The sequence below is a fragment of the Streptomyces sp. NPDC006655 genome (genome assembly GCF_040703965.1).
In the GTDB taxonomy this organism is placed as follows: Bacteria; Actinomycetota; Actinomycetes; order Streptomycetales; family Streptomycetaceae; genus Streptomyces.
The window spans coordinates 39,984-58,285 of the sequence record NZ_JBEYJU010000025.1 but is presented as its reverse complement, the minus strand read 5'-3'; the positions used below and the strand labels follow the sequence as shown (position 1 = coordinate 58,285).

The following is an 18,302-nucleotide window of genomic DNA, read 5'->3' as shown; positions in this document are numbered from 1 at the left end:
CTGCATACTCATGCATAGCAAGCGGATGTACGGGAGGAGGGACCCATGACCGAGCGCGTCGTACTCGCCTACTCGGGCGGGCTGGACACCTCCGTCGCCATCGGCTGGATCGCCGAGGAGACGAACGCCGAGGTCATCGCCGTCGCGGTGGACGTCGGCCAGGGTGGCGAGAACCTGGACGTCATCCGCAAGCGGGCCCTCGCCTGCGGGGCGGTCGAGGCCGAGGTCGCCGACGCCAGGGACGAGTTCGCCGAGGAGTACTGCCTCCCGGCGATCAAGGCCAACGCCCTCTACATGGACCGCTACCCGCTGGTCTCCGCGCTCTCCCGGCCGGCGATCGTCAAGCACCTGGTCGCCGCCGCCCGCAAGCACGGCGCCACCACGGTCGCCCACGGCTGCACCGGCAAGGGCAACGACCAGGTCCGCTTCGAGGCCGGCATCGTCGCCCTCGCCCCCGACCTCACCTGCATCGCCCCGGTCCGCGACTACGCGATGACCCGGGACAGGGCCATCGCCTTCTGCGAGGCGAAGAACCTGCCGATCGCGACCACCAAGAAGTCCCCGTACTCCATCGACCAGAACGTCTTCGGGCGCGCCGTGGAGACGGGCTTCCTGGAGGACATCTGGAACGGCCCGATCGAGGACATCTACGAGTACACCCGGAACCCGGCCACCCCGCGCGAGGCCGACGAGGTGGTCGTCACCTTCGACGCGGGCGTCCCGGTCGCCGTCGACGGCAGGGCGGTCACCGTGCTCCAGGCGATCCAGGAACTCAACGAGCGCGCGGGCGCCCAGGGCGTCGGCCGCATCGACATGGTCGAGGACCGCCTCGTCGGCATCAAGTCCCGCGAGGTGTACGAGGCTCCGGGCGCGATCGCGCTGATCACCGCCCACCAGGAGCTGGAGAACGTCACCGTCGAGCGCGAACTCGCCCGGTACAAGCGGCAGGTGGAACAGCGCTGGGGCGAACTCGTCTACGACGGCCAGTGGTTCTCCCCGCTCAAGCGCGCCCTGGACGGGTTCGTCAACGAGGCGAACCAGCATGTCACCGGCGACATCCGGATGACCCTGAACGGCGGCCGCGCGGTCGTCACCGGCCGCCGTTCCGAGTCCTCCCTCTACGACTTCAACCTCGCCACCTACGACACCGGCGACACCTTCGACCAGGCCGCGGCCAAGGGCTTCATCGACATCTACAGCCTGTCGTCGAAGATCGCGGCCAAGCGAGACCAGGCATAGCCAGGCATGGATCCGCAAGGATCCGGGCCACCCGTCAACCCTCTCTAGGAGCAACGCAAGTGAGCAGCAACAGCGGTGACGTACGGCTCTGGGGCGGCCGTTTCGCCGACGGTCCCGCCGAGGCCCTGGCGAAGCTGTCCGCGTCCGTCCACTTCGACTGGCGGCTCGCGCCCTACGACATCGCCGGTTCCCGCGCCCACGCCCGGGTGCTGCACAAGGCGGGCCTGCTCACCGAGGACGAGCTCCAGCGCATGATCGCGGGCCTGGACCAGCTGGAGGCCGACGTCGCCGCCGGCTCCTTCGTGGGCACGATCGCCGACGAGGACGTCCACACCGCCCTGGAGCGGGGCCTCCTGGAGCGCCTCGGCCCGGACCTCGGCGGCAAGCTGCGCGCCGGCCGCTCCCGCAACGACCAGGTGGCGACCCTCTTCCGGATGTACCTCCGGGACCACGCCCGGGTGATCGGCGGTCTGATCGCCGACCTCCAGGACGCCCTGATCGGGCTCGCCGAGGCCCACCCGGACGTGGCGATGCCCGGCCGCACCCACCTCCAGCACGCCCAGCCGGTCCTCTTCGCCCACCATGTGCTGGCCCACGTCCAGTCCCTGTCCCGGGACGCGGAGCGGCTGCGCCAGTGGGACGAGCGCACGGCGGTCTCCCCGTACGGGTCCGGCGCGCTCGCCGGTTCCTCCCTGGGCCTGGACCCGGAGGCGGTGGCGGCCGACCTCGGCTTCGAGCACGGCAGCGTCGGCAACTCCATCGACGGCACGGCCTCCCGCGACTTCGTGGCGGAGTTCGCCTTCATCACCGCGATGATCGGCGTGAACCTCTCCCGGATCGCCGAGGAGGTCATCATCTGGAACACGAAGGAGTTCTCCTTCGTGACCTTGCACGACGCCTTCTCCACCGGCTCGTCGATCATGCCCCAGAAGAAGAACCCGGACATCGCGGAGCTGGCGCGCGGCAAGTCGGGCCGCCTGATCGGCAACCTCACCGGCCTCCTGGCGACCCTGAAGGCGCTGCCCCTCGCCTACAACCGCGACCTCCAGGAGGACAAGGAGCCGGTCTTCGACTCCTGCGACCAGCTGGAGGTTCTGCTCCCCGCCTTCACCGGCATGATGACCACCCTCACCGTCCACCGCGAGCGCATGGAGGAACTGGCCCCGGCCGGCTTCTCCCTCGCCACCGACATCGCCGAGTGGCTGGTCAAGCGGGGTGTGCCGTTCCGGGTGGCCCACGAGGTCGCCGGCGAGTGCGTGAAGGCCGCGGAGGCCGAGGACAAGGAACTGGACGAACTGACGGACGACCAGTTCGCGAAGATCTCCGCCCACCTGACCCCCGAGGTGCGCACGGTCCTCAACGTCCCCGGCGCCCTCGCCTCCCGCAACGGCCGCGGCGGCACGGCCCCGAGCGCCGTGGCCGTCCAGCTGGCCGAGGTCAAGGCGAACGTGGCGACCCAACACCAGTGGGCGGCGGCCAAGAAGCAGGCGTAAGGCAAGCGCCCCGTCAGGGGCGCTGGGGGTACCCCCGGCCGAAGGCTGGGGGAGGAACTGCGCGACCAACCACAGCGCACCCTTGTCCGCAAACGCGCCGAACCTCCGAGCTGAACGGCGAACCAAAGGTCGTCGCGGGTTACGTTGGTCGAAGTCCTGTCCGAGGCCGACCGAAACGGAACCCGCGATGCCCTTCGCCCGACTGGCAACAGCGACCACTCCCACCTGCCACCTCGGCCTGGGCCTCGCCGCGGTCGGCCGCCCCGGCTACATCAATCTCGGCCGCGAGGCGGACCTCGGCGGGAACCGCAGTGTGGAAGCCCTCCGCGTCCGCACCCACGAACTCCTCGACGCCGCCTACGCCCAGGGCGTCCGCTACGTCGACGTCGCCCGCTCCTACGGCCGCAGCGAGGAGTTCCTCGCCGACTGGCTCAAGGCCCGACCGGACCTCACCGACGTGGTCGTCGGCAGCAAGTGGGGCTACACCTACACCGCCGACTGGACCACGGACGCCGAGAAGCACGAGGTCAAGGACCACAGCGTCGAGACCTATGACCGTCAGCGCGCCGAGACCGCGGAACTCCTCGGTGACCGGCTCGACCTCTACCAGATCCACTCGGTGACCCCGGACAGTCCCGCCCTCACCGACAAGGACCTCCACGCCCGCCTCGCCGAAGCGGCGGCCGGCGGCCTCACCGTCGGCTTCTCCACGAGCGGCCCGGCCCAGGCCGACGCCATCCGGGCCGCCCTCGCCGTCACGGTCGAGGGCGAGCCCCTCTTCCGTACGGTCCAGTCGACGTTCAACGTCCTGGAGACCTCGGCGGCCGCCGCCCTGGCCGAGGCGCACGAGGCCGGACTGACGGTGATCGTGAAGGAGGGCATGGCCAACGGCCGGCTCGCCGCCCCGCACGCCCCCGACGCGGTACGCGCCGTGGCCGAGGAGACCGGCCTCGGCTGTGACGCCGTGGCGCTCGCGTTCGTGCTGCGCCGGCCCTGGGCCGGAGTCGTCCTGTCCGGCGCGGCGACACTCGCCCAGCTGGCCTCCAACCTGCACGCGGCCGTGGTCGACCTGGACGAGAACCAGCTGACCCGCCTCGCCGCCCTCGCCGAGGACCCCCGGGCCTACTGGGAGCACCGCGGCAGCCTGCCCTGGCACTGAGCCGCAGAGGTCCCGGACACCCCCCCGCGAGCCCTCCTGCCTACCACCCATGAGTCACGCATGCCCGTCGTGAGACAAATCTGTCTCATCTGCGCTACTCTCGTCTCATGCCCCTCGATCGTGACCACGTCCTCCGCAGCGCCGCCGCCCTGCTGACCCGCAAGTCCACGGCGACCATGGACGAGGTCGCCAAGGCCGCCGGGATCAGCCGGGCCACGCTGCACCGGCACTTCGCGGGCCGGGACGCGCTGGTCCGCGCGCTGGAGGCGCTCGGTATCGCGGAGTGCGAGGCGGCCCTGGACGCGGCCCGCCTCGACGAGGGGCCGGCGGCCGACGCCGTGCGCCGCCTGGTCCGCGAGATCGAACCGGCCGCCGGCCTGCTGGCCTTCCTCTACACCGAGAACCAGCTGTTCGAAGGCGACGGGCAGAACGCGGGCTGGACCCGGATCGACGACCGCATCGCGGCCCTCTTCCGGCGCGGGCAGCGCGGCGGCGAGTTCCGCATCGACCTCACGCCTGCCTGGCTCACCGAGGCGCTGTACGGCCTGCTGGCCTCCGCGGCCTGGGCGGTCTCCGAGGGGCGTGTCGCTCCCAAGGACTTCACCCACATGATCGTCGAGCTGCTGCTCGGCGGCGCACGAAGAAGAGAGGAACCATGACCAGCGCCCTGCAGCCGGCGGTCGCCACGGAGACGGAGAAGCGCCCGGGCCGGTGGCTCGCGCTCTGCGTGCTCGTGCTCGCCGTGCTGCTGGTGGCCGTCGACGCCACCGTCCTCGGCCTCGCGACCCCCTACATCAGCGAAGACCTCGACCCGTCCGGCACCCAGCTGCTGTGGATCGGTGACGTCTACTCGTTCGTCATCGCCGGTCTGCTGGTCTCCATGGGAAGTCTCGGCGACCGCATCGGCCGCAAGCGGATCCTGCTCTGCGGCGCGACGGCGTTCGGCGCGGTGTCCGTACTGAACGCCTACGCGACCACACCCGGGATGATGATCGCCGCCCGCGCCCTGCTGGGTGTCGCGGGCGCGACCCTGATGCCGGCGACCCTCGCCCTGATCCGCAACCTCTTCCACGACCCGCGCGAGCGCAGCCTCGCCGTCGGCGTCTGGGGCGCGGCGGCCTCGGCCGGTACCGCCGTCGGCCCGATCGTGGGCGGTTTCCTGCTCGAACACTTCTGGTGGGGCTCGGTCTTCCTGATCAACCTGCCGGTGATGGTCGTCCTGGTCCTCGTCGGCATCCGCACGCTCCCCGAGTCCCGCAACCCCGACCCCGGGCCCTGGGACCTGATCAGCGTCGTCCTGTCGCTCGTCGGCATGATCGCCCTCGTCTACGCGGTGAAGGAGGCGGCGGCCCACGGCCTGACCGCGGTCACCGGCGCGGCCGCCGTGCTCGGCGCCGCCGCTCTCCACGGCTTCGTCCGCCGTCAGCTCACCATGCCCAGGCCCCTGCTGGACATGCGGTTGTTCCGCAGCCGCGGCTTCAGCGGCGCCGTGCTCGCCGACCTGCTGACCGTGCTCGGCATGTCGGGCCTGGTGTTCTTCCTCTCCCAGTACCTGCAACTGGTGCAGGGCAGGCCGCCGTTCGAGGCCGGCCTGGCCGAACTTCCGGCCGCCGTCGGTGCGGTGGGGGCGGGCCTGGTGGCCGGCCGCGCGGCCCGCCGCCACTCGGTACGGCTGGTGGTCTCCGGCGGTCTGGCGGCCGTGGGCGTGGCGCTGGCCGCGCTGACGACCCTGTCGCGGTCCACCGGTTACCCGGTTCTCGGCGCCGCCCTCCTGGTGGTGGGCGTCGGCGCGGGCTTCTCCTTCACGGTCACGGCGGACGTGATCCTCTCCAGCGTCCCCAAGAACCAGGCGGGTGCCGCCTCCGCGGTCTCCGAGACGGCGTACGAACTGGGCGCGGCGCTGGGCATCGCCCTGCTCGGTTCCATCGTGATGGGCGTCTACCGCGGTTTCCCGGGCCCCACGGGCACCCCGGCCGCCGCCCACGAGTCCCTCGGAGCGGCGGTGGAGGCGGCGAGGACCATGCCCTCGCCGGCGGCCACCGACATGCTGACGGCGGCCCGCGACTCCTTCGTGCACGGCCTCCACCTGGCGTCAGGAGCAGGAGCGGCAGTCCTCCTGGCGACGGCGGCGGCAGCGTGGTTCCTGCTCAAGGGACAGCGACTGGAAGGCGCCGCGTAGGGAACCACCGGCACCTCACCTCTGGTACCCCAGCACCGTCATCATCCCGCTCTCCGAGTGGTACTGGTTGTGACAGTGCAGCATCCACAAGCCGGGGTTGTCGGCGTCGAAGTCCAGCACGAGCTTGCGGTGCGGCAGCACGATCGTGGTGTCCTTGCGCGCCCCGGCCGAGCTGATCCCGTTGACCGAGAAGGTGTGCCCGTGCAGGTGCATCGGATGCCACATGTCGGTCGCGTTGAGGAGCGTCAGCCGCACCCGCTCACCGGCCCGCACCGCATGCCGTTCCCGCACGTCGTACGGCTTGTGGTCGAACCCCCAGTCGTAACGCTGCATCGTGCCGGTGATCCTGATCCGCAGATCACGGTCGGGAACCCGGTCGTCCATGGCGACGGAGTCGGCGGGCAGCAGCCGGCGCGCCGGCACGATCTCGCGGTCGAGTTCGTCCGGACGGGCGTCCGGCGCCGGAAGGTTTCTTCCCTTGTCGGTCCGCAGGATCGCCACCCCCTTGCCCTTCTTGCCCTCGGCGAGCGCGACCAGGGGGAAGACCCCGTCCTTGGCGGTGACCAGCACGTCGTACCGCTCGGCCATGCCGATGAGCAGCGCGTCGGTCCGCTTGTGCTGCACGGGGTAGCCGTCGGTGTGGGTGATCGTCATGGGGTGGTCACCGAGCGCCACCCGGAACGCCGTCTCGGAGCCCGCGTTGATGATCCGGATCCGGATGCGGTCGCCGGGGCGGCAGCGGAAGACGGAGGGGTCGGTGCGCAGCCGTCCGTTGATCAGGTAGTGGGGGTAGGCGACGTTGCCGCCCTCACCGTGGAGCAGGCGGCTGTGGGAGTCACGCAGCACCCGGTCCGGACCCGTCGCGCGCCTGGCCCCGGACGACGCCGCCGACGGCGACCCGGACCGCGACGCGGAAGCACTCGCCGATCCGTGCGGGCCGGCGCTGTGACCGGCCGGGCCCATCCCCATGCCCGTCCCCATCTTCATGCCACCGCCCGGCTTGAGCTGTTCGAGCACCTGTTCGGGGTTGGAGCCCTCGACGCCGTCGAGCCAGTCGTCCAGGACGACGATCCATTCCTTGTCGTACTTGAGCGGTTCCCTCGGGTCGTCGACGATGAACGGCGCGTACAGGGCGCGGTCGGGCTGCATGCCGACGTGCGAGTGGAGCAGGTACGTCCCCGGGTGGGCGGCGGTGAAGCGGTAGACGAAGTCCGTGCCCGGCGCGATGGGGGCCTGGGTCAGGTCCGGGGCGCCGTCCATGTCGCAGCGCAGCCGCACCCCGTGGGCGTGCAGAGTGGTCTTCTCGACCAGCCGGTTGCCGAGGGTCAGGCTCAGGACGTCACCGGCGGTGACCCGCACCAGCGGCCCCGGCACCGACTCGTTGTACGCCCAGCTGTGCACGGACCGTCCGCCCAGGTCCAGCATGCTCTCGGCGGCCGTCAACCTGACCATGCGCACCGGCCCGGAGCCGCGCTTGCGCTCGGCCGCGAGCACCTCCGGGTCCGACGGGTTGACATACCCCTTGGGTCCCTGGGGGACGAACGCTGCGGTGCCGGCCGGGTGCCGCGGGCCGGAGCGGGGTTCGGAGCCGGAGTCGGAACATGACGCCAGGAGCCCCGCGCCTGCGGCAGCGAACGGAGCACGGAGCAGGGTACGCCGAGAAGGTTTCTGCATATCTGAATAAGACATGCTGTGTGCTCATATGCCAGGTAAATGCGAGGGAATGACCGAAGTGTCGGGCCAGATTCCACCGGCAGGCGGACGCCGGACAACCCCGGGCAGATGTCAGGCGGATGGCAGACAAAAGGGCACGGACCCACGGTCCGTGCCCATCCCCCGAAAGAGTGTCAGACGCTCACCCGTGCTCAGGCGGCCTTCGCCTTCGTGGCGTACATGTCCACGTACTCCTGACCGGACAGCCGCATGACCTCGGCCATCACGGAGTCGGTCACGGCCCGCAGCACGTAGCGGTCCCGGTCCATCCCCTCGTACCGGGAGAACTCCATCGCCTCGCCGAACCGCACGGTCACCTTGCCGGGCCGCGGGATGCCCTTGCCGCCGGGCTGGAGCTTGTCCGTGCCGATCATCGCGAACGGCACCACGGGCGCGCCGGTCATCAGCGTCAGCCGCGCGATGCCGGTACGGCCCCGGTACAGCCGGCCGTCGGGGGAGCGGGTGCCCTCCGGGTAGATACCGAAGATCTTGCCCTCGTCCAGGACCCGCTTGCCGGTCATCAGCGCGGCGACCCCGCCGCTCGCACCGTCCCGGTCCACCGGGATCATGCCGACACCGGTGAAGAACCAGGCCATCAGCCGGCCCTTGAGGCCCTTCCCGGTGACGTACTCGTCCTTGCCGATGAAGAACACCTGCCGCTTGCTGACCAGCGGCAGGATCATCGAGTCGATGAAGGTCAGGTGGTTGCCGGCGAGGATGACCGGACCGTCCCCCGGGATGTGCTCCACGCCCTCCGCCCGGAGGCGGAACATCAGGCGCATGATCGGTCCGAGCACTGCCTTGATGAGCGCGAAGCGGGACAACGGGTCCTCCGATGTCGAGTGGCGGTATGAGTCTGTGCAGGTGAGGACATTACTCGCGGCTCCGTGGGAAGCGCACATCGGGTGCGGCCGGTTCACCGAGGTCTTACGTAGTGTTGACGCTGGTTTACCTGCGGTGGCGTCCCGGCGGCACGCCTCCACCGGGCGGCGGCCATGTGACGGAAATCGCCGACGGTCCGGCATGCCCGCCGTCCAGCGGCCATACGGCGTCACCCGGCCGTTGGGCCGGCGGTCTCCCTTCGGCCACGTCCGCACCCCTACGATCGGCCCGCATTCGAAAGGGCGGACGGCAGGAGAGCGCTCATGGACAACAACGACTCGAACGAGCGGACCCAGACGACCGGCGCGACCGGGCGGCGGGCGCTGCTCGGCGCCGCGGTGCTCGGCGCCGGCGGAGCGGTCCTCGGACTCTCGGGCACGGCCAGAGCGGCCGAGGCCAGGCAGGCCGGACACGGCGGCGGCCTCAAGAGCCTCCCGAAGCCGACGATCATCGGTCACCGGGGTTCCAGCGGCTATCGCCCGGAGCACACCTTCGGCTCCTACGACCTGGCCCTCGACCTCGGCGCCGACGTCGTGGAGGCCGGCGACCTGGTCCCCACCAGGGACGGCCACCTGGTCTGCCGTCACGAGCCCGAGATCGGCGGCACCACGGACGTCGCCGACCACAAGGAGTTCGCCGACCGCAGGACCACCAAGTCGCTGGACGGCGTCCCCACGACCGGCTGGTTCACCGAGGACTTCACGCTCGCCGAGCTGAAGAGGCTGCGGGCGGTCGAGCGCATCCCCGCCAACCGCCCGCACAACACGCTCTACAACGGCCGCTGGGAGATCCCCACCTTCGAGGAAGTCCTCACGTGGCAGGACGAGCAGACCCGCAGGCGTGGCAAGCAGGTCTGGATCTACCCCGAGACCAAGCACCCCACCTACTTCCGCGGGCTCGGCCTCGGTCTGGAGGAGCGGGTCGCCAAGCTGCTGCGCAAGTACGGCAAGGACAAGCGGAACTCGCCGGTCATCCTGCAGTCCTTCGAGCCGACCAGCATCCAGCGCCTGAACACGCTGGTCGACAACCCGCTGGTCGTGCTGCTGTCCGCCGCGAACACCCGGCCCTACGACTTCGTGGCCACCGGTGACCCGCGCACGGTCGCCGACCTGATCACGCCGAAGGGCCTGCGGGAGATCGCCGGTTACGCGCAGGGCATCGGCCCGACCCTCGACCTGATCATCCCGAAGGACGCGGGCGGCAATCTCACCGAGCCGAGCACGCTGGTCGCGGACGCGCACAAGGTCGGTCTGGTCCTGCACCCCTACACCATGCGCAACGAGAACCCGTTCCTGCCGCCGGCCTTCCGCAAGGGCAGCGCCGCGGACGCCTACGGTGACGTCTTCCCCGTGTTCCAGGCCTACTTCGCGACGGGCATCGACGGTGTCTTCACCGACAACGCCGACACCGCCCTGCTGGCCCGCGCCGACTTCGTCAACGGCTGAGCCACCGCCCCCCCGTTCGGGGTGTCTCCCGGCCGTCCCGGCAACCTGCCCCGGGGCGGCCTCGTCGTTCCGCGTATGACGCACGACCTGGTCGCCGCCCTGCGCCCGCTGCTCACCGCCGAGGCCCGCGCCGAGGCACATGCCTCGGGGAGCGACCCCGGCGACCTGGAACAGACCGTCTGGCTCCGCCTCCTGGAGCGCCTGGCGGCCCACGGCCCACCCCGCGCCCCCGAGGACTGGCTGCGCCGGGCCGTCCGCGCGGAGTCCCGCCGCATCCGCCGCAGAGCACGCCATGAACGGCCCTACGGCACCGAACCGGCCGACCTCACCGCGGCCGGCCCGGAGCAACTCGCCCTCGCGGCCGCCCACCACCGCGCCCTGCGCGCCGCGGTCGTCCGTCTGCCCGGCCGCTGCCCCCGCCTTCTCCAGGCCCTGTTCTCCCCACGGGACCTGACATACCGGGAGGTCGCGGGGGAGTTGGGTATCTCACAGGGCAACCTTGGACCGGAACGTTCCAGATGTCTGGGATGTCTGCGTCGATTGTTGACGCCGGAGGTTGCGGCCCGCGAAGTGCGGGGATAGGAGTGGGAACGACAGGTGATCAGGTGAGCGGGAGGCGTGCGCACATGGGCATGAGCGTGACCATCTCGGTGGCGACCGAGCATGACGCGGAGCAGATCTTCAGGCTCCAGTACCTGTGCTTCCAGAGCGAGGCGGCGCTGTACGGCAACTACCGCATCGACCCGCTCGTGCAGAGTCTGGACTCGGTCCGCCAGGAGGTCGCCACCGACTGCGTCTTCGTGGCCCGCCTCGGCGAGGAGGTCGTCGGCTCGGTCCGCGGCAAGGTCACCGAGGACGGCGCCGCGGCCATCGGGAAGCTCTGTGTCCACCCCCGCCTCCAGGGCCACGGCATCGGCGCGAGGCTGCTGCGCGCGGCCGAGTCGGCGCTGGTCGAGGAGCGCGGCGCCAAGAAGTTCCGCCTCTTCACCGGCCACCGCAGCGAGGGCAACCTCAGGCTGTACAGGAGGGTCGGCTACGAGACGGTGGGCACGTCCAAGGGCGCGGACGGCGTCCCGATGATCGTCCTGGAAAAGCCGGCCACCACGTACGCGACAACGGCGTGACTTATCAGCCCCGTTGGCTGAAGCGCCCCTCCAGGGGCGCTGGGGGTACCCCCGGCCGAAGGCTGGGGGAGGAACTGCGCGACCAGCCACAACGCACTGTCAGTCGCGCACGTTCCTCAACCGGCTGCCCCCTTGGCGCCCTTCCGCAACCAGTACAGAGCGGAAACCGGCAACAGCACCGGAATGAACACGTACCCCATCCCGTAGTCCGACCACACGGTCGCGTCCGGGAACGCGGAACCGTCGACGACGGTCCACGTCCCCACGATCAACACCCCCGCGAGCTCGGCGGCGCAGCACACCTGCGCCACCCTGCGGGCCGTCTCCCCGCCCCGCACCAGCGTGTACGTGATGAACGCGTACACCACCCCCGCCACCGCCGACAGCGAGTACGCGAGCGGCGCCCGGTCGAACTCGGTGCTGATCTGGTACGCGGACCGCGACACCGCCCCGACCACCATCACCCCGTAGAACCACACGAGCAGCGTGCCCGGCCCACTGGTGAGCCGCTTCGGCTTCTCGTCCACGGCCGTCATCTCAGCCTCCCCAGATGTCATAGAGCCGCACCTCCAGCACCGCCAGCACCACACCGCCGGCGGCGACCGTCACCGACCCCCACCGGGTCCGCTCGGCGAGCGACATGAACCCCGCGGCCGGCACGCACGCGAACGCCCCCAGCAGATAGGCCACGAAGATCGTCGTCCCCTGGTCCGGCTTCCCGCCCCGCGCCAGCAGCACGATCCCGGCCACCAGCTGGACCAGGGCCAGCACCGTCACCACGGCCATTCCGATGAAGTGCCAGTCCTTCGTCGGCTGGTCCCGGTACGCCGCCCACCCGCACCACACGGCGAGCAGCAGCGCGGCGACACCGGTCGCCAGCAGCAGGGCATTGAGCATGCGGTGACCCTATTACGGCCGAAAGGGCGCGATGCCGTCGCCCCTGCCGTACGCCGTAGGGTCGGCAGCATGACGATCCACGCACAAGCCCTGCTCTTCGACAACGACGGCACCCTCGTCTCCACCCTCGCCTCGGTCGACCGCTGCTGGACCCGGTGGGCCGTCGAGTACGGGATCACCCCCGAGGAGTTCGCCCGCGTCGCGCTGCACGGCCGCCCCGCCGCCGAGATCGTCGCCGACCTGCTGCCGTCGGTCCGTGTGCCGGAGGCCGTCGCCCGGGTCGAACAGCTGGAGGTGGACGACGTCCCGGGCGGCGTCCACCTGCTCCCCGGCACCGCCGCCCTGCTCGACTCCCTCCCCGCGGACCGCTGGGCCGTCGTCACCTCCGCCACCCGCCGGCTGGCCGAGGCCCGGCTGGACGCCGTGGGGATACGGCCGAAGACGCTCGTCTGCGCCGACGACATCACCCGCGGCAAGCCCGACCCCGAGCCCTACCTCCTCGCCGCCCGGCAGCTGGGTGTCGATCCGGCCGACTGCGTCGTCTTCGAGGACGCCCCGGCCGGCCTCCAGGCCGGCCGCGCCGCCGGGATGACCACCGTGGCGTTGACCACAACCCACCAGCCGCACGAGCTGGTCGCGGACCTCGTGGTGAAGGACCTCTCGGCCTTGTCGGCGCTGGTCACCGACCGGGGCGTGGAGATCGCCGCACGCATGTGACGGGTGTCCGCCGCTGTCCAGGATGTGGACAGCGGCGGCCTGTCAGGACCGTAGGTCTGGTTTACTGATCGCATGACCACGACGAGCGACCGCACCCCGGTGACCGAGGCGACCATGACGCCCGGTGCTCGTTGTATGTGTCGAATGTGCGCCTTCTAGAGGGCCCCCGCACCACCCCAGAGCTCGCGCCCCTAAGCGAGACAGGTGGCATGTCCGTACGACGCCCCGACGCGCGTATGTGACCCAAGCCGCCCCCGCGCACATGTTCTCCCCGGTTCAGCGCCTCAGCGAGAACCGTGCCGCGTCCCCGCACGAACGCATCCGTGCGCCCGGGCACATCACCCGCGCCCGCGCACTCGACAGTGACGGAAACCCACGTGATCACCACAACGGGCCTGACCAAGGTCTATCGCTCGCGCGGCCGCGAGGTCACCGCCCTCGACGGCGTCGATCTGCACGTCCGCGAGGGCGAGGTGTACGGCGTCATCGGCCAGTCCGGCGCCGGCAAGTCCTCGCTCATCCGCTGCGTCAACCTCCTGGAGCGCCCCACCGCCGGGACGGTCACCGTCGCCGGCCAGGACCTCACCGCCCTCGCCGGGCGCGGTCCCCGGGCGGGCAGGGAGCTGCGGCAGGCGCGCAGCCGTATCGGCATGGTCTTCCAGCACTTCAACCTGCTGTCCTCGCGGACCGTCCAGGACAACGTCGAACTGCCGCTGGAGATCCTGGGCAGGTCGGGGAAGGAACGTTCCCGCAAGGCGCTGGAACTGCTCGACCTCGTCGGGCTCGCCGACAAGGCGAAGTCCTACCCGGCCCAGCTCTCCGGCGGCCAGAAGCAGCGCGTCGGCATCGCCCGCGCACTGGCCGGCGACCCCAAGGTGCTGCTCTCCGACGAGGCCACCAGCGCCCTCGACCCGGAGACCACCCGCTCCATCCTCCAGCTGCTGCGCGACCTGAACCGGCAGCTGGGCCTGACCGTCCTGCTCATCACGCACGAGATGGACGTCGTGAAGACGATCTGCGACTCCGCCGCCCTCATGGAGAAGGGGCGCATCGTCGAGTCCGGAACCGTCAGCGAACTGCTCGGCACCCCCGGCTCCGAGCTGGCCGGCGCGCTCTTCCCGCTCGGCGGCGAGGCATCCGGCGACGACCGCACCGTCCTCGACGTCACCTTCCACGGCGAAGCGGCCACCCAGCCGGTCATCTCCCAGCTCTCCCGCACCTACAACATCGACATATCGATCCTCGGCGCGGCCATCGACACCGTCGGCGGCCTCCAGATCGGCCGGATGCGCATCGAACTGCCCGGCCGCTACGAGGACAACGTGGTGCCCATCGGCTTCCTGCGCGAGCAGGGCCTGGGGATCGACGTCCTGGGCCACGAGCCCGCGCTGGTGAAGGAAGGTGCCAAGTGACCTGGTCCGAGATGCAGCCGCTGCTGTCCCAGGCGTGTTGGGACACCCTCTACATGGTCGGCTGGTCCACGCTGATCGCCGTCGTCGCCGGCCTCCCGCTGGGCGTCCTGCTCGTCCTCACCGATCGGGGCGGCCTGCTCCAGAACGTGCTGGCCAACAAGGTCATCGGGCAGATCGTGAACATCGCCCGCTCGATGCCGTTCATCATCCTGATGGTCGCCCTGATGACCTTCACCCGCTGGATCACCGGCACCACCATCGGCCGCGAGGCCGCCATCGTGCCCCTCGCCATCGGGGCCATCCCGTTCTTCGCGCGCCTGGTCGAGACGGCTGTCCGCGAAGTGGACGGCGGACTCGTGGAGGCCGTGCAGTCGATGGGCGGCAACACCTGGACCGTCGTACGCAAGGTCCTCGTACCGGAGTCGCTGCCCTCGCTCATCTCCTCCACCACGACCACGATCGTCGCCCTCATCGGCTACTCCGCCATGGCCGGCACGGTCGGCGCCGGCGGTCTCGGCGACATCGCCATCCGCTACGGCTACCAGCGCTTCGAGACCGAGCTGATGTGGATCACCGTCGCGATCCTCGCCGTCGTCATCTCGGTCATCCAGTTCGCCGGCGACTACGCGGCCCGCTCGCTGCACCGCCGCGGCGGCCAGTCCGGCCCGGCCCCGAGGCTGCGCCTGCTGAAGGCGTCGGCCGCCGCAGGCAAGACCGCCTGAGCCCACCCCCTGTTTTCCCCGCACCACCCTCCGCGGGGTCGCTCCACCCTTAAGGAAAGGCACTTTTCGTGCGTAACACCGCCAAGCTCACCACCGCCGTCCTCGCCGCCGGAGCCCTCACCTTCGGCCTCACCGCCTGCGGCTCGGACAAGGACTCCGCCTCCTCCGACTACAGCGGACCGCTGGTCGTCGCCGCGAGCCCGACCCCGCACGCCGAGATCCTGGACTACGTCAAGGACCACCTCGCGAAGAAGGCCGGACTCGACCTCCAGGTCAAGGAGTTCACCGACTACATCACGCCGAACACGGCGACCGAGGACGGCTCGGTGGACGCCAACTACTTCCAGAACCAGCCGTACCTCGACGACTTCAACGCGAAGCGCGGCACCCACATCGTGCCCGTCGTCACGGTGCACCTGGAGCCGCTCGGCCTCTACTCCCACAAGGTCAAGAGCGCCGACGCGCTGAAGAGCGGTGCGACGATCGCCGTCCCCAACGACGCCGTGAACGAGGCGCGTGCCCTCAAGCTGCTCGCCGCCAACGACCTCATCACCCTCAAGGACGGCGTCGGCAACGAGGCGACCCCGCAGGACATCGCCAAGAACCCGAAGAACCTCAAGTTCAAGGAGGTCGAGGCGGCCCAGACCGCACGCTCCCTGGACGACGTGGACGCCGCGGTGATCAACGGCAACTACGCCATCTCGGCCGGGATCAAGCCCGCCAAGGACGCCCTCGTCCTGGAGTCCGCGAAGAACAGCCCGTACGGCAACTTCCTGGCGGTGAAGAAGGGCAACGAGAAGGACCCGCGCGTCAAGAAGCTCGCCAAGCTCCTCACCTCGCCCGAGGTCAAGAAGTTCATCGAGGACAAGTACCAGGGTTCGGTCGTCCCGTCCTTCTGATCGTTCTCCCGGTCGTCCTCGGCGGCACGTATACGGCGTATCGCCACGCACGGGGTCCACTCGCTCACCAGGGGTGGGCCCCGTCGTGCGGTTCGGTGGTTTCATGCTGCATGCTGGGCAGTTCGCGGGCCCCGAAGGTCTGGGCCCGGAAGTATTTCCGAAGGTTACGGAGCGGCGCATGACGAGCACCTTCCCCAACATCTCCATCAGCACGGAGCGGTTGGTGCTGCGTCCCCTCGACGAGGACGATGTGCCCGCCCTGGCGGAGATGATGAACGACGAGCAGGTGGCCGCCTGGACCGACGTCCCCCAGCCGTTCACCGAGGCCGGCGCCCGGCACTGGATCACCGCGTACGCCCCCGCGGAGCGCACCTCGGGCCGGGGCCTGGACCTCGCGGTCACCGAGTTCCTGACCCAGCGCCTGGTCGGCGTCATCCAGCTGACCAAGACCGACTGGCACATCCGGGCCACCGAGTTGTCGTACGTCATCGCCCCCTGGGCCCGCGGCGAGGGCTACGCCTCCGAGGCCGCGCTCGCCACCGCCCAGTGGCTCTTCGGCGACCAGAAGTTCGAGCGCATCGAGTTGCGCACGGCCGCCGACAACACCGCCTCCCAGCAGGTGGCCCAGAAGATCGGCTGTATCAGTGAGGGCGTACTGCGCAACGCCTGCATAGCCCACGTCCGCACCGAGGACGGCACCTGGGCGGACATGCGCACCGACTTCATCGTGTGGAGCCTCCTCCCGGAGGACCTGGAGGGCGCCGGCGAGGAACTCGCCGGAAGCGAAGGCTTCACTTCCTGGAACTGACGCGGGCGCTCTCGCCCCGTCGCACGCGCTCCACCTCCACCAGGTACTCTCACGGAGCCCGCCCACGGGCACCGGACCCTGACAGACCTGCGACATTCTGGAGACTGACGACGATGGCCGACCGGGTCACGGTGATCGGCTGGGACGGCTCGCCACTGACCGCCGCGGCACGCGGAGCGCTCGGCGCCGCCACGCTCGTCGCGGGCGCGGCCCACCATCTGGACCTCCCCGAGGTGCCGCAGGCCGCGGAGCGCATCCGCCTCGGCAGCGTCGCCCTCGCCGCCCGCCGGATCACCGGCCACCGCGGCACCGCCGTGGTCCTCGCCGACGGCGACCCCGGCTTCTTCGGCGTCGTACGGACCCTGCGCGCCCCCGAGTTCGGCCTCGAGGTCGAGGTCGTCCCGGCCGTCTCCTCGGTGGCCGCAGCCTTCGCGCGCGCCGGCATGCCCTGGGACGACGCCGAGGTGGTCGTCGCACACCGGCGCACCCTGCGACGCGCGGTGAACGTGTGCCGCGCCCACACCAAGGTCGCCGTCCTCACCTCGCCCGGCGCCGGCCCCGCCGAACTCGGCCTCCTCCTGGAGGGCGTCCACCGCACCTTCGTCATCTGCGAGGAACTCGGCACCGAACGCGAGCAGGTCCACGTCGTCACCTCCGACAAGGCCGCCGACCACGCCTGGCGCGACCCCAACGTCGTCATCGTCATCGGTGGTACGACCCAACCGGTGCCCGTACCCGAGGGCGGCGGCTGGATCGCCGGCCGGGACCCGGCCGCCGGCCCGCGGGGCTGGGTGCAGCCCGACGCGCGGTACGGCGACGGAGCCCCGCTCGGCGAAGGGGAGACGGATCTGCTCAGGGCCGCCCAACTGGCCCGCCTCGGGCCCAGGATCGGCGACCTCGTCTGGGACATCGGCTGCGGCAGCGGCGCGTTCGCCACCGAGGCCGCGCGCGCCGGAGCCGCCGTCATCGCCGTCGACCGGGACCTCGCGGCCTGTGTGCGCAGCGAGACGGCCGCCCGGACGTTCGGCGTCCAGCTCCAGATCGTGCACGGCGCCGCGCCCCACGTACTGGAGAACCTGCCCGAACCGGACGTCGTCCGGGTCGGCGGCGGGGGAGTCGCCGTGGTCGGCGCGGTCGCCGACCGCCGCCCGCAGCGCATCGTCACCCACGCCGCCACCCGCGACGCGGCCGAACTCATCGGCCGCGACCTGACCGAGCACGGATACCAGGTCGAATGCGCCCTCCTGCAGTCCGTCGAACTGGACACCAGGGACTGGACGGAGACCGAACGGAACGTCGCGTTCCTGCTCAGCGGCGTACTGCCCGAACGCGCCCCGTGATCCTGTTGTCATACTGCGCGCGGTAGGCTGGCCGATCGCTGCACCGCACCGGTGGCCCGGAAATTCGTTCGTCAATATCCGGAAAACGCGCTCCTTTTGGGGCGGGTGTGGTACGGCAGAACCGGGGGACGCGCAACGTGGCGCAGTCCACAGCGGGCTGTCACGGATCATGCTGTCGCGACGGTCGAACGGCCGGGACAATGCCACTGAATGGCTTTGTCGCCTTTTCCGGCGGGTCGTTCGTGCCGCTGGGCACGCACGCTCGTTCTTGAC

The 18,302-nt window shown here is 70.6% G+C and carries 18 protein-coding genes; 14 read left to right on the top strand and 4 right to left on the bottom strand.

Annotation, left to right across the window (positions count from 1 at the left end; translation table 11 throughout):
• The first annotated feature begins 45 nt into the window (after positions 1-45).
• From AB0958_RS17005 to AB0958_RS16985, 5 genes are all read left to right on the top strand, one after another.
• The gene (locus AB0958_RS17005) at positions 46-1,239 is read left to right on the top strand and encodes an argininosuccinate synthase (RefSeq protein ID WP_366891209.1); all 1,194 of its coding nucleotides are present in this window, start codon (positions 46-48) and stop codon (positions 1,237-1,239) included.
• A 59-nt stretch (positions 1,240-1,298) separates the two neighbouring features.
• Positions 1,299-2,732 (top strand): argininosuccinate lyase, encoded by a 1,434-nt coding sequence (argH, locus tag AB0958_RS17000; protein WP_366891208.1) that lies wholly within the window; start codon positions 1,299-1,301, stop codon positions 2,730-2,732.
• 187 nt (positions 2,733-2,919) lie between these two features.
• Positions 2,920-3,891 (top strand): aldo/keto reductase, encoded by a 972-nt coding sequence (locus AB0958_RS16995; protein ID WP_366891207.1) that lies wholly within the window; start codon positions 2,920-2,922, stop codon positions 3,889-3,891.
• Between the two features lie 107 nt (positions 3,892-3,998).
• Complete coding sequence (locus tag AB0958_RS16990) at positions 3,999-4,550, top strand: helix-turn-helix domain-containing protein (RefSeq protein WP_366891206.1); 552 nt, start codon at positions 3,999-4,001, stop codon at positions 4,548-4,550.
• Positions 4,547-6,070: an MFS transporter gene (locus AB0958_RS16985; protein WP_366891205.1), complete on the top strand. Its 1,524-nt coding sequence runs from the start codon at positions 4,547-4,549 to the stop codon at positions 6,068-6,070. The genes AB0958_RS16990 and AB0958_RS16985 overlap by 4 nt, the downstream gene beginning before the upstream one ends.
• A 15-nt stretch (positions 6,071-6,085) precedes the next feature.
• Here AB0958_RS16985 and AB0958_RS16980 read toward each other — a convergent pair whose 3' ends face one another.
• Both AB0958_RS16980 and AB0958_RS16975 read right to left on the bottom strand, forming a co-directional pair.
• A complete protein-coding gene (locus AB0958_RS16980; RefSeq protein WP_366891204.1) occupies positions 6,086-7,744 on the bottom strand; it encodes a multicopper oxidase family protein in 1,659 nt (552 codons plus the stop codon).
• Positions 7,745-7,935: 191 nt separating this feature from the next.
• Complete coding sequence (locus AB0958_RS16975) at positions 7,936-8,607, bottom strand: lysophospholipid acyltransferase family protein (protein ID WP_366891203.1); 672 nt, start codon at positions 8,605-8,607, stop codon at positions 7,936-7,938.
• A gap of 321 nt (positions 8,608-8,928) precedes the next feature.
• Between AB0958_RS16975 and AB0958_RS16970 the strand changes: the two genes are divergently transcribed.
• From AB0958_RS16970 to AB0958_RS16960, 3 genes are all read left to right on the top strand, one after another.
• On the top strand, positions 8,929-10,110 hold the full coding sequence (locus AB0958_RS16970) for a glycerophosphodiester phosphodiesterase (protein ID WP_366891202.1): 1,182 nt from the start codon (positions 8,929-8,931) through the stop codon (positions 10,108-10,110).
• Between the two features lie 75 nt (positions 10,111-10,185).
• Positions 10,186-10,692 (top strand): sigma-70 family RNA polymerase sigma factor, encoded by a 507-nt coding sequence (locus AB0958_RS16965; protein ID WP_366891201.1) that lies wholly within the window; start codon positions 10,186-10,188, stop codon positions 10,690-10,692.
• A gap of 44 nt (positions 10,693-10,736) precedes the next feature.
• Positions 10,737-11,234: a GNAT family N-acetyltransferase gene (locus tag AB0958_RS16960; RefSeq protein ID WP_366891248.1), complete on the top strand. Its 498-nt coding sequence runs from the start codon at positions 10,737-10,739 to the stop codon at positions 11,232-11,234.
• A 116-nt stretch (positions 11,235-11,350) separates the two neighbouring features.
• Here AB0958_RS16960 and AB0958_RS16955 read toward each other — a convergent pair whose 3' ends face one another.
• Positions 11,351-11,770, bottom strand: coding sequence for a hypothetical protein (locus AB0958_RS16955; RefSeq protein ID WP_366891200.1), 420 nt, complete (start codon positions 11,768-11,770; stop codon positions 11,351-11,353).
• Between the two features lies 1 nt (position 11,771).
• Positions 11,772-12,131: a hypothetical protein gene (locus AB0958_RS16950; protein WP_132889216.1), complete on the bottom strand. Its 360-nt coding sequence runs from the start codon at positions 12,129-12,131 to the stop codon at positions 11,772-11,774.
• 69 nt (positions 12,132-12,200) lie between these two features.
• Here AB0958_RS16950 and AB0958_RS16945 point away from each other — a divergent pair, with 69 nt between their 5' ends.
• The 6 genes from AB0958_RS16945 to cbiE all read left to right on the top strand — a co-directional run bounded on the left by AB0958_RS16945 (position 12,201) and on the right by cbiE (position 18,029).
• The gene (locus tag AB0958_RS16945) at positions 12,201-12,848 is read left to right on the top strand and encodes an HAD family hydrolase (protein ID WP_366891199.1); all 648 of its coding nucleotides are present in this window, start codon (positions 12,201-12,203) and stop codon (positions 12,846-12,848) included.
• Positions 12,849-13,225: 377 nt separating this feature from the next.
• Positions 13,226-14,260 carry an ATP-binding cassette domain-containing protein gene (locus tag AB0958_RS16940; protein ID WP_358978181.1) on the top strand — a complete coding sequence of 345 codons (1,035 nt, stop codon included), beginning with the start codon at positions 13,226-13,228 and terminating at the stop codon, positions 14,258-14,260.
• Complete coding sequence (locus AB0958_RS16935; protein ID WP_366891198.1) at positions 14,257-14,982, top strand: methionine ABC transporter permease; 726 nt, start codon at positions 14,257-14,259, stop codon at positions 14,980-14,982. Before AB0958_RS16940 ends, AB0958_RS16935 begins: the two co-directional genes overlap by 4 nt.
• Before the next feature lie 68 nt (positions 14,983-15,050).
• Positions 15,051-15,881, top strand: a complete 831-nt coding sequence (locus AB0958_RS16930; protein ID WP_366891197.1) for a MetQ/NlpA family ABC transporter substrate-binding protein — start codon at positions 15,051-15,053, stop codon at positions 15,879-15,881.
• A 178-nt stretch (positions 15,882-16,059) separates the two neighbouring features.
• Complete coding sequence (locus tag AB0958_RS16925; RefSeq protein WP_366891196.1) at positions 16,060-16,689, top strand: GNAT family N-acetyltransferase; 630 nt, start codon at positions 16,060-16,062, stop codon at positions 16,687-16,689.
• A 113-nt stretch (positions 16,690-16,802) separates the two neighbouring features.
• The gene (cbiE, locus tag AB0958_RS16920) at positions 16,803-18,029 is read left to right on the top strand and encodes a precorrin-6y C5,15-methyltransferase (decarboxylating) subunit CbiE (RefSeq protein ID WP_366891195.1); all 1,227 of its coding nucleotides are present in this window, start codon (positions 16,803-16,805) and stop codon (positions 18,027-18,029) included.
• The last annotated feature ends 273 nt before the right edge of the window (positions 18,030-18,302 follow it).

Bases quoted from the DNA above. Each gene is read 5' to 3' on its own strand.
- AB0958_RS16985 (WP_366891205.1), top strand. From the start codon at position 4,547: ATGACCAGCGCCCTGCAGCCGGCGGTCGCCACGGAGACGGAGAAGCGC.
- cbiE (WP_366891195.1), top strand. From the start codon at position 16,803: ATGGCCGACCGGGTCACGGTGATCGGCTGGGACGGCTCGCCACTGACC.
- AB0958_RS17005 (WP_366891209.1), top strand. From the start codon at position 46: ATGACCGAGCGCGTCGTACTCGCCTACTCGGGCGGGCTGGACACCTCC.
- AB0958_RS16980 (WP_366891204.1), bottom strand. From the start codon at position 7,744: ATGCAGAAACCTTCTCGGCGTACCCTGCTCCGTGCTCCGTTCGCTGCC.
- AB0958_RS16965 (WP_366891201.1), top strand. From the start codon at position 10,186: ATGACGCACGACCTGGTCGCCGCCCTGCGCCCGCTGCTCACCGCCGAG.
- AB0958_RS16960 (WP_366891248.1), top strand. From the start codon at position 10,737: ATGGGCATGAGCGTGACCATCTCGGTGGCGACCGAGCATGACGCGGAG.
- AB0958_RS16970 (WP_366891202.1), top strand. From the start codon at position 8,929: ATGGACAACAACGACTCGAACGAGCGGACCCAGACGACCGGCGCGACC.
- AB0958_RS16955 (WP_366891200.1), bottom strand. From the start codon at position 11,770: ATGACGGCCGTGGACGAGAAGCCGAAGCGGCTCACCAGTGGGCCGGGC.
- AB0958_RS16995 (WP_366891207.1), top strand. From the start codon at position 2,920: ATGCCCTTCGCCCGACTGGCAACAGCGACCACTCCCACCTGCCACCTC.
- AB0958_RS16990 (WP_366891206.1), top strand. From the start codon at position 3,999: ATGCCCCTCGATCGTGACCACGTCCTCCGCAGCGCCGCCGCCCTGCTG.
- AB0958_RS16950 (WP_132889216.1), bottom strand. From the start codon at position 12,131: ATGCTCAATGCCCTGCTGCTGGCGACCGGTGTCGCCGCGCTGCTGCTC.
- AB0958_RS16925 (WP_366891196.1), top strand. From the start codon at position 16,060: ATGACGAGCACCTTCCCCAACATCTCCATCAGCACGGAGCGGTTGGTG.
- AB0958_RS16945 (WP_366891199.1), top strand. From the start codon at position 12,201: ATGACGATCCACGCACAAGCCCTGCTCTTCGACAACGACGGCACCCTC.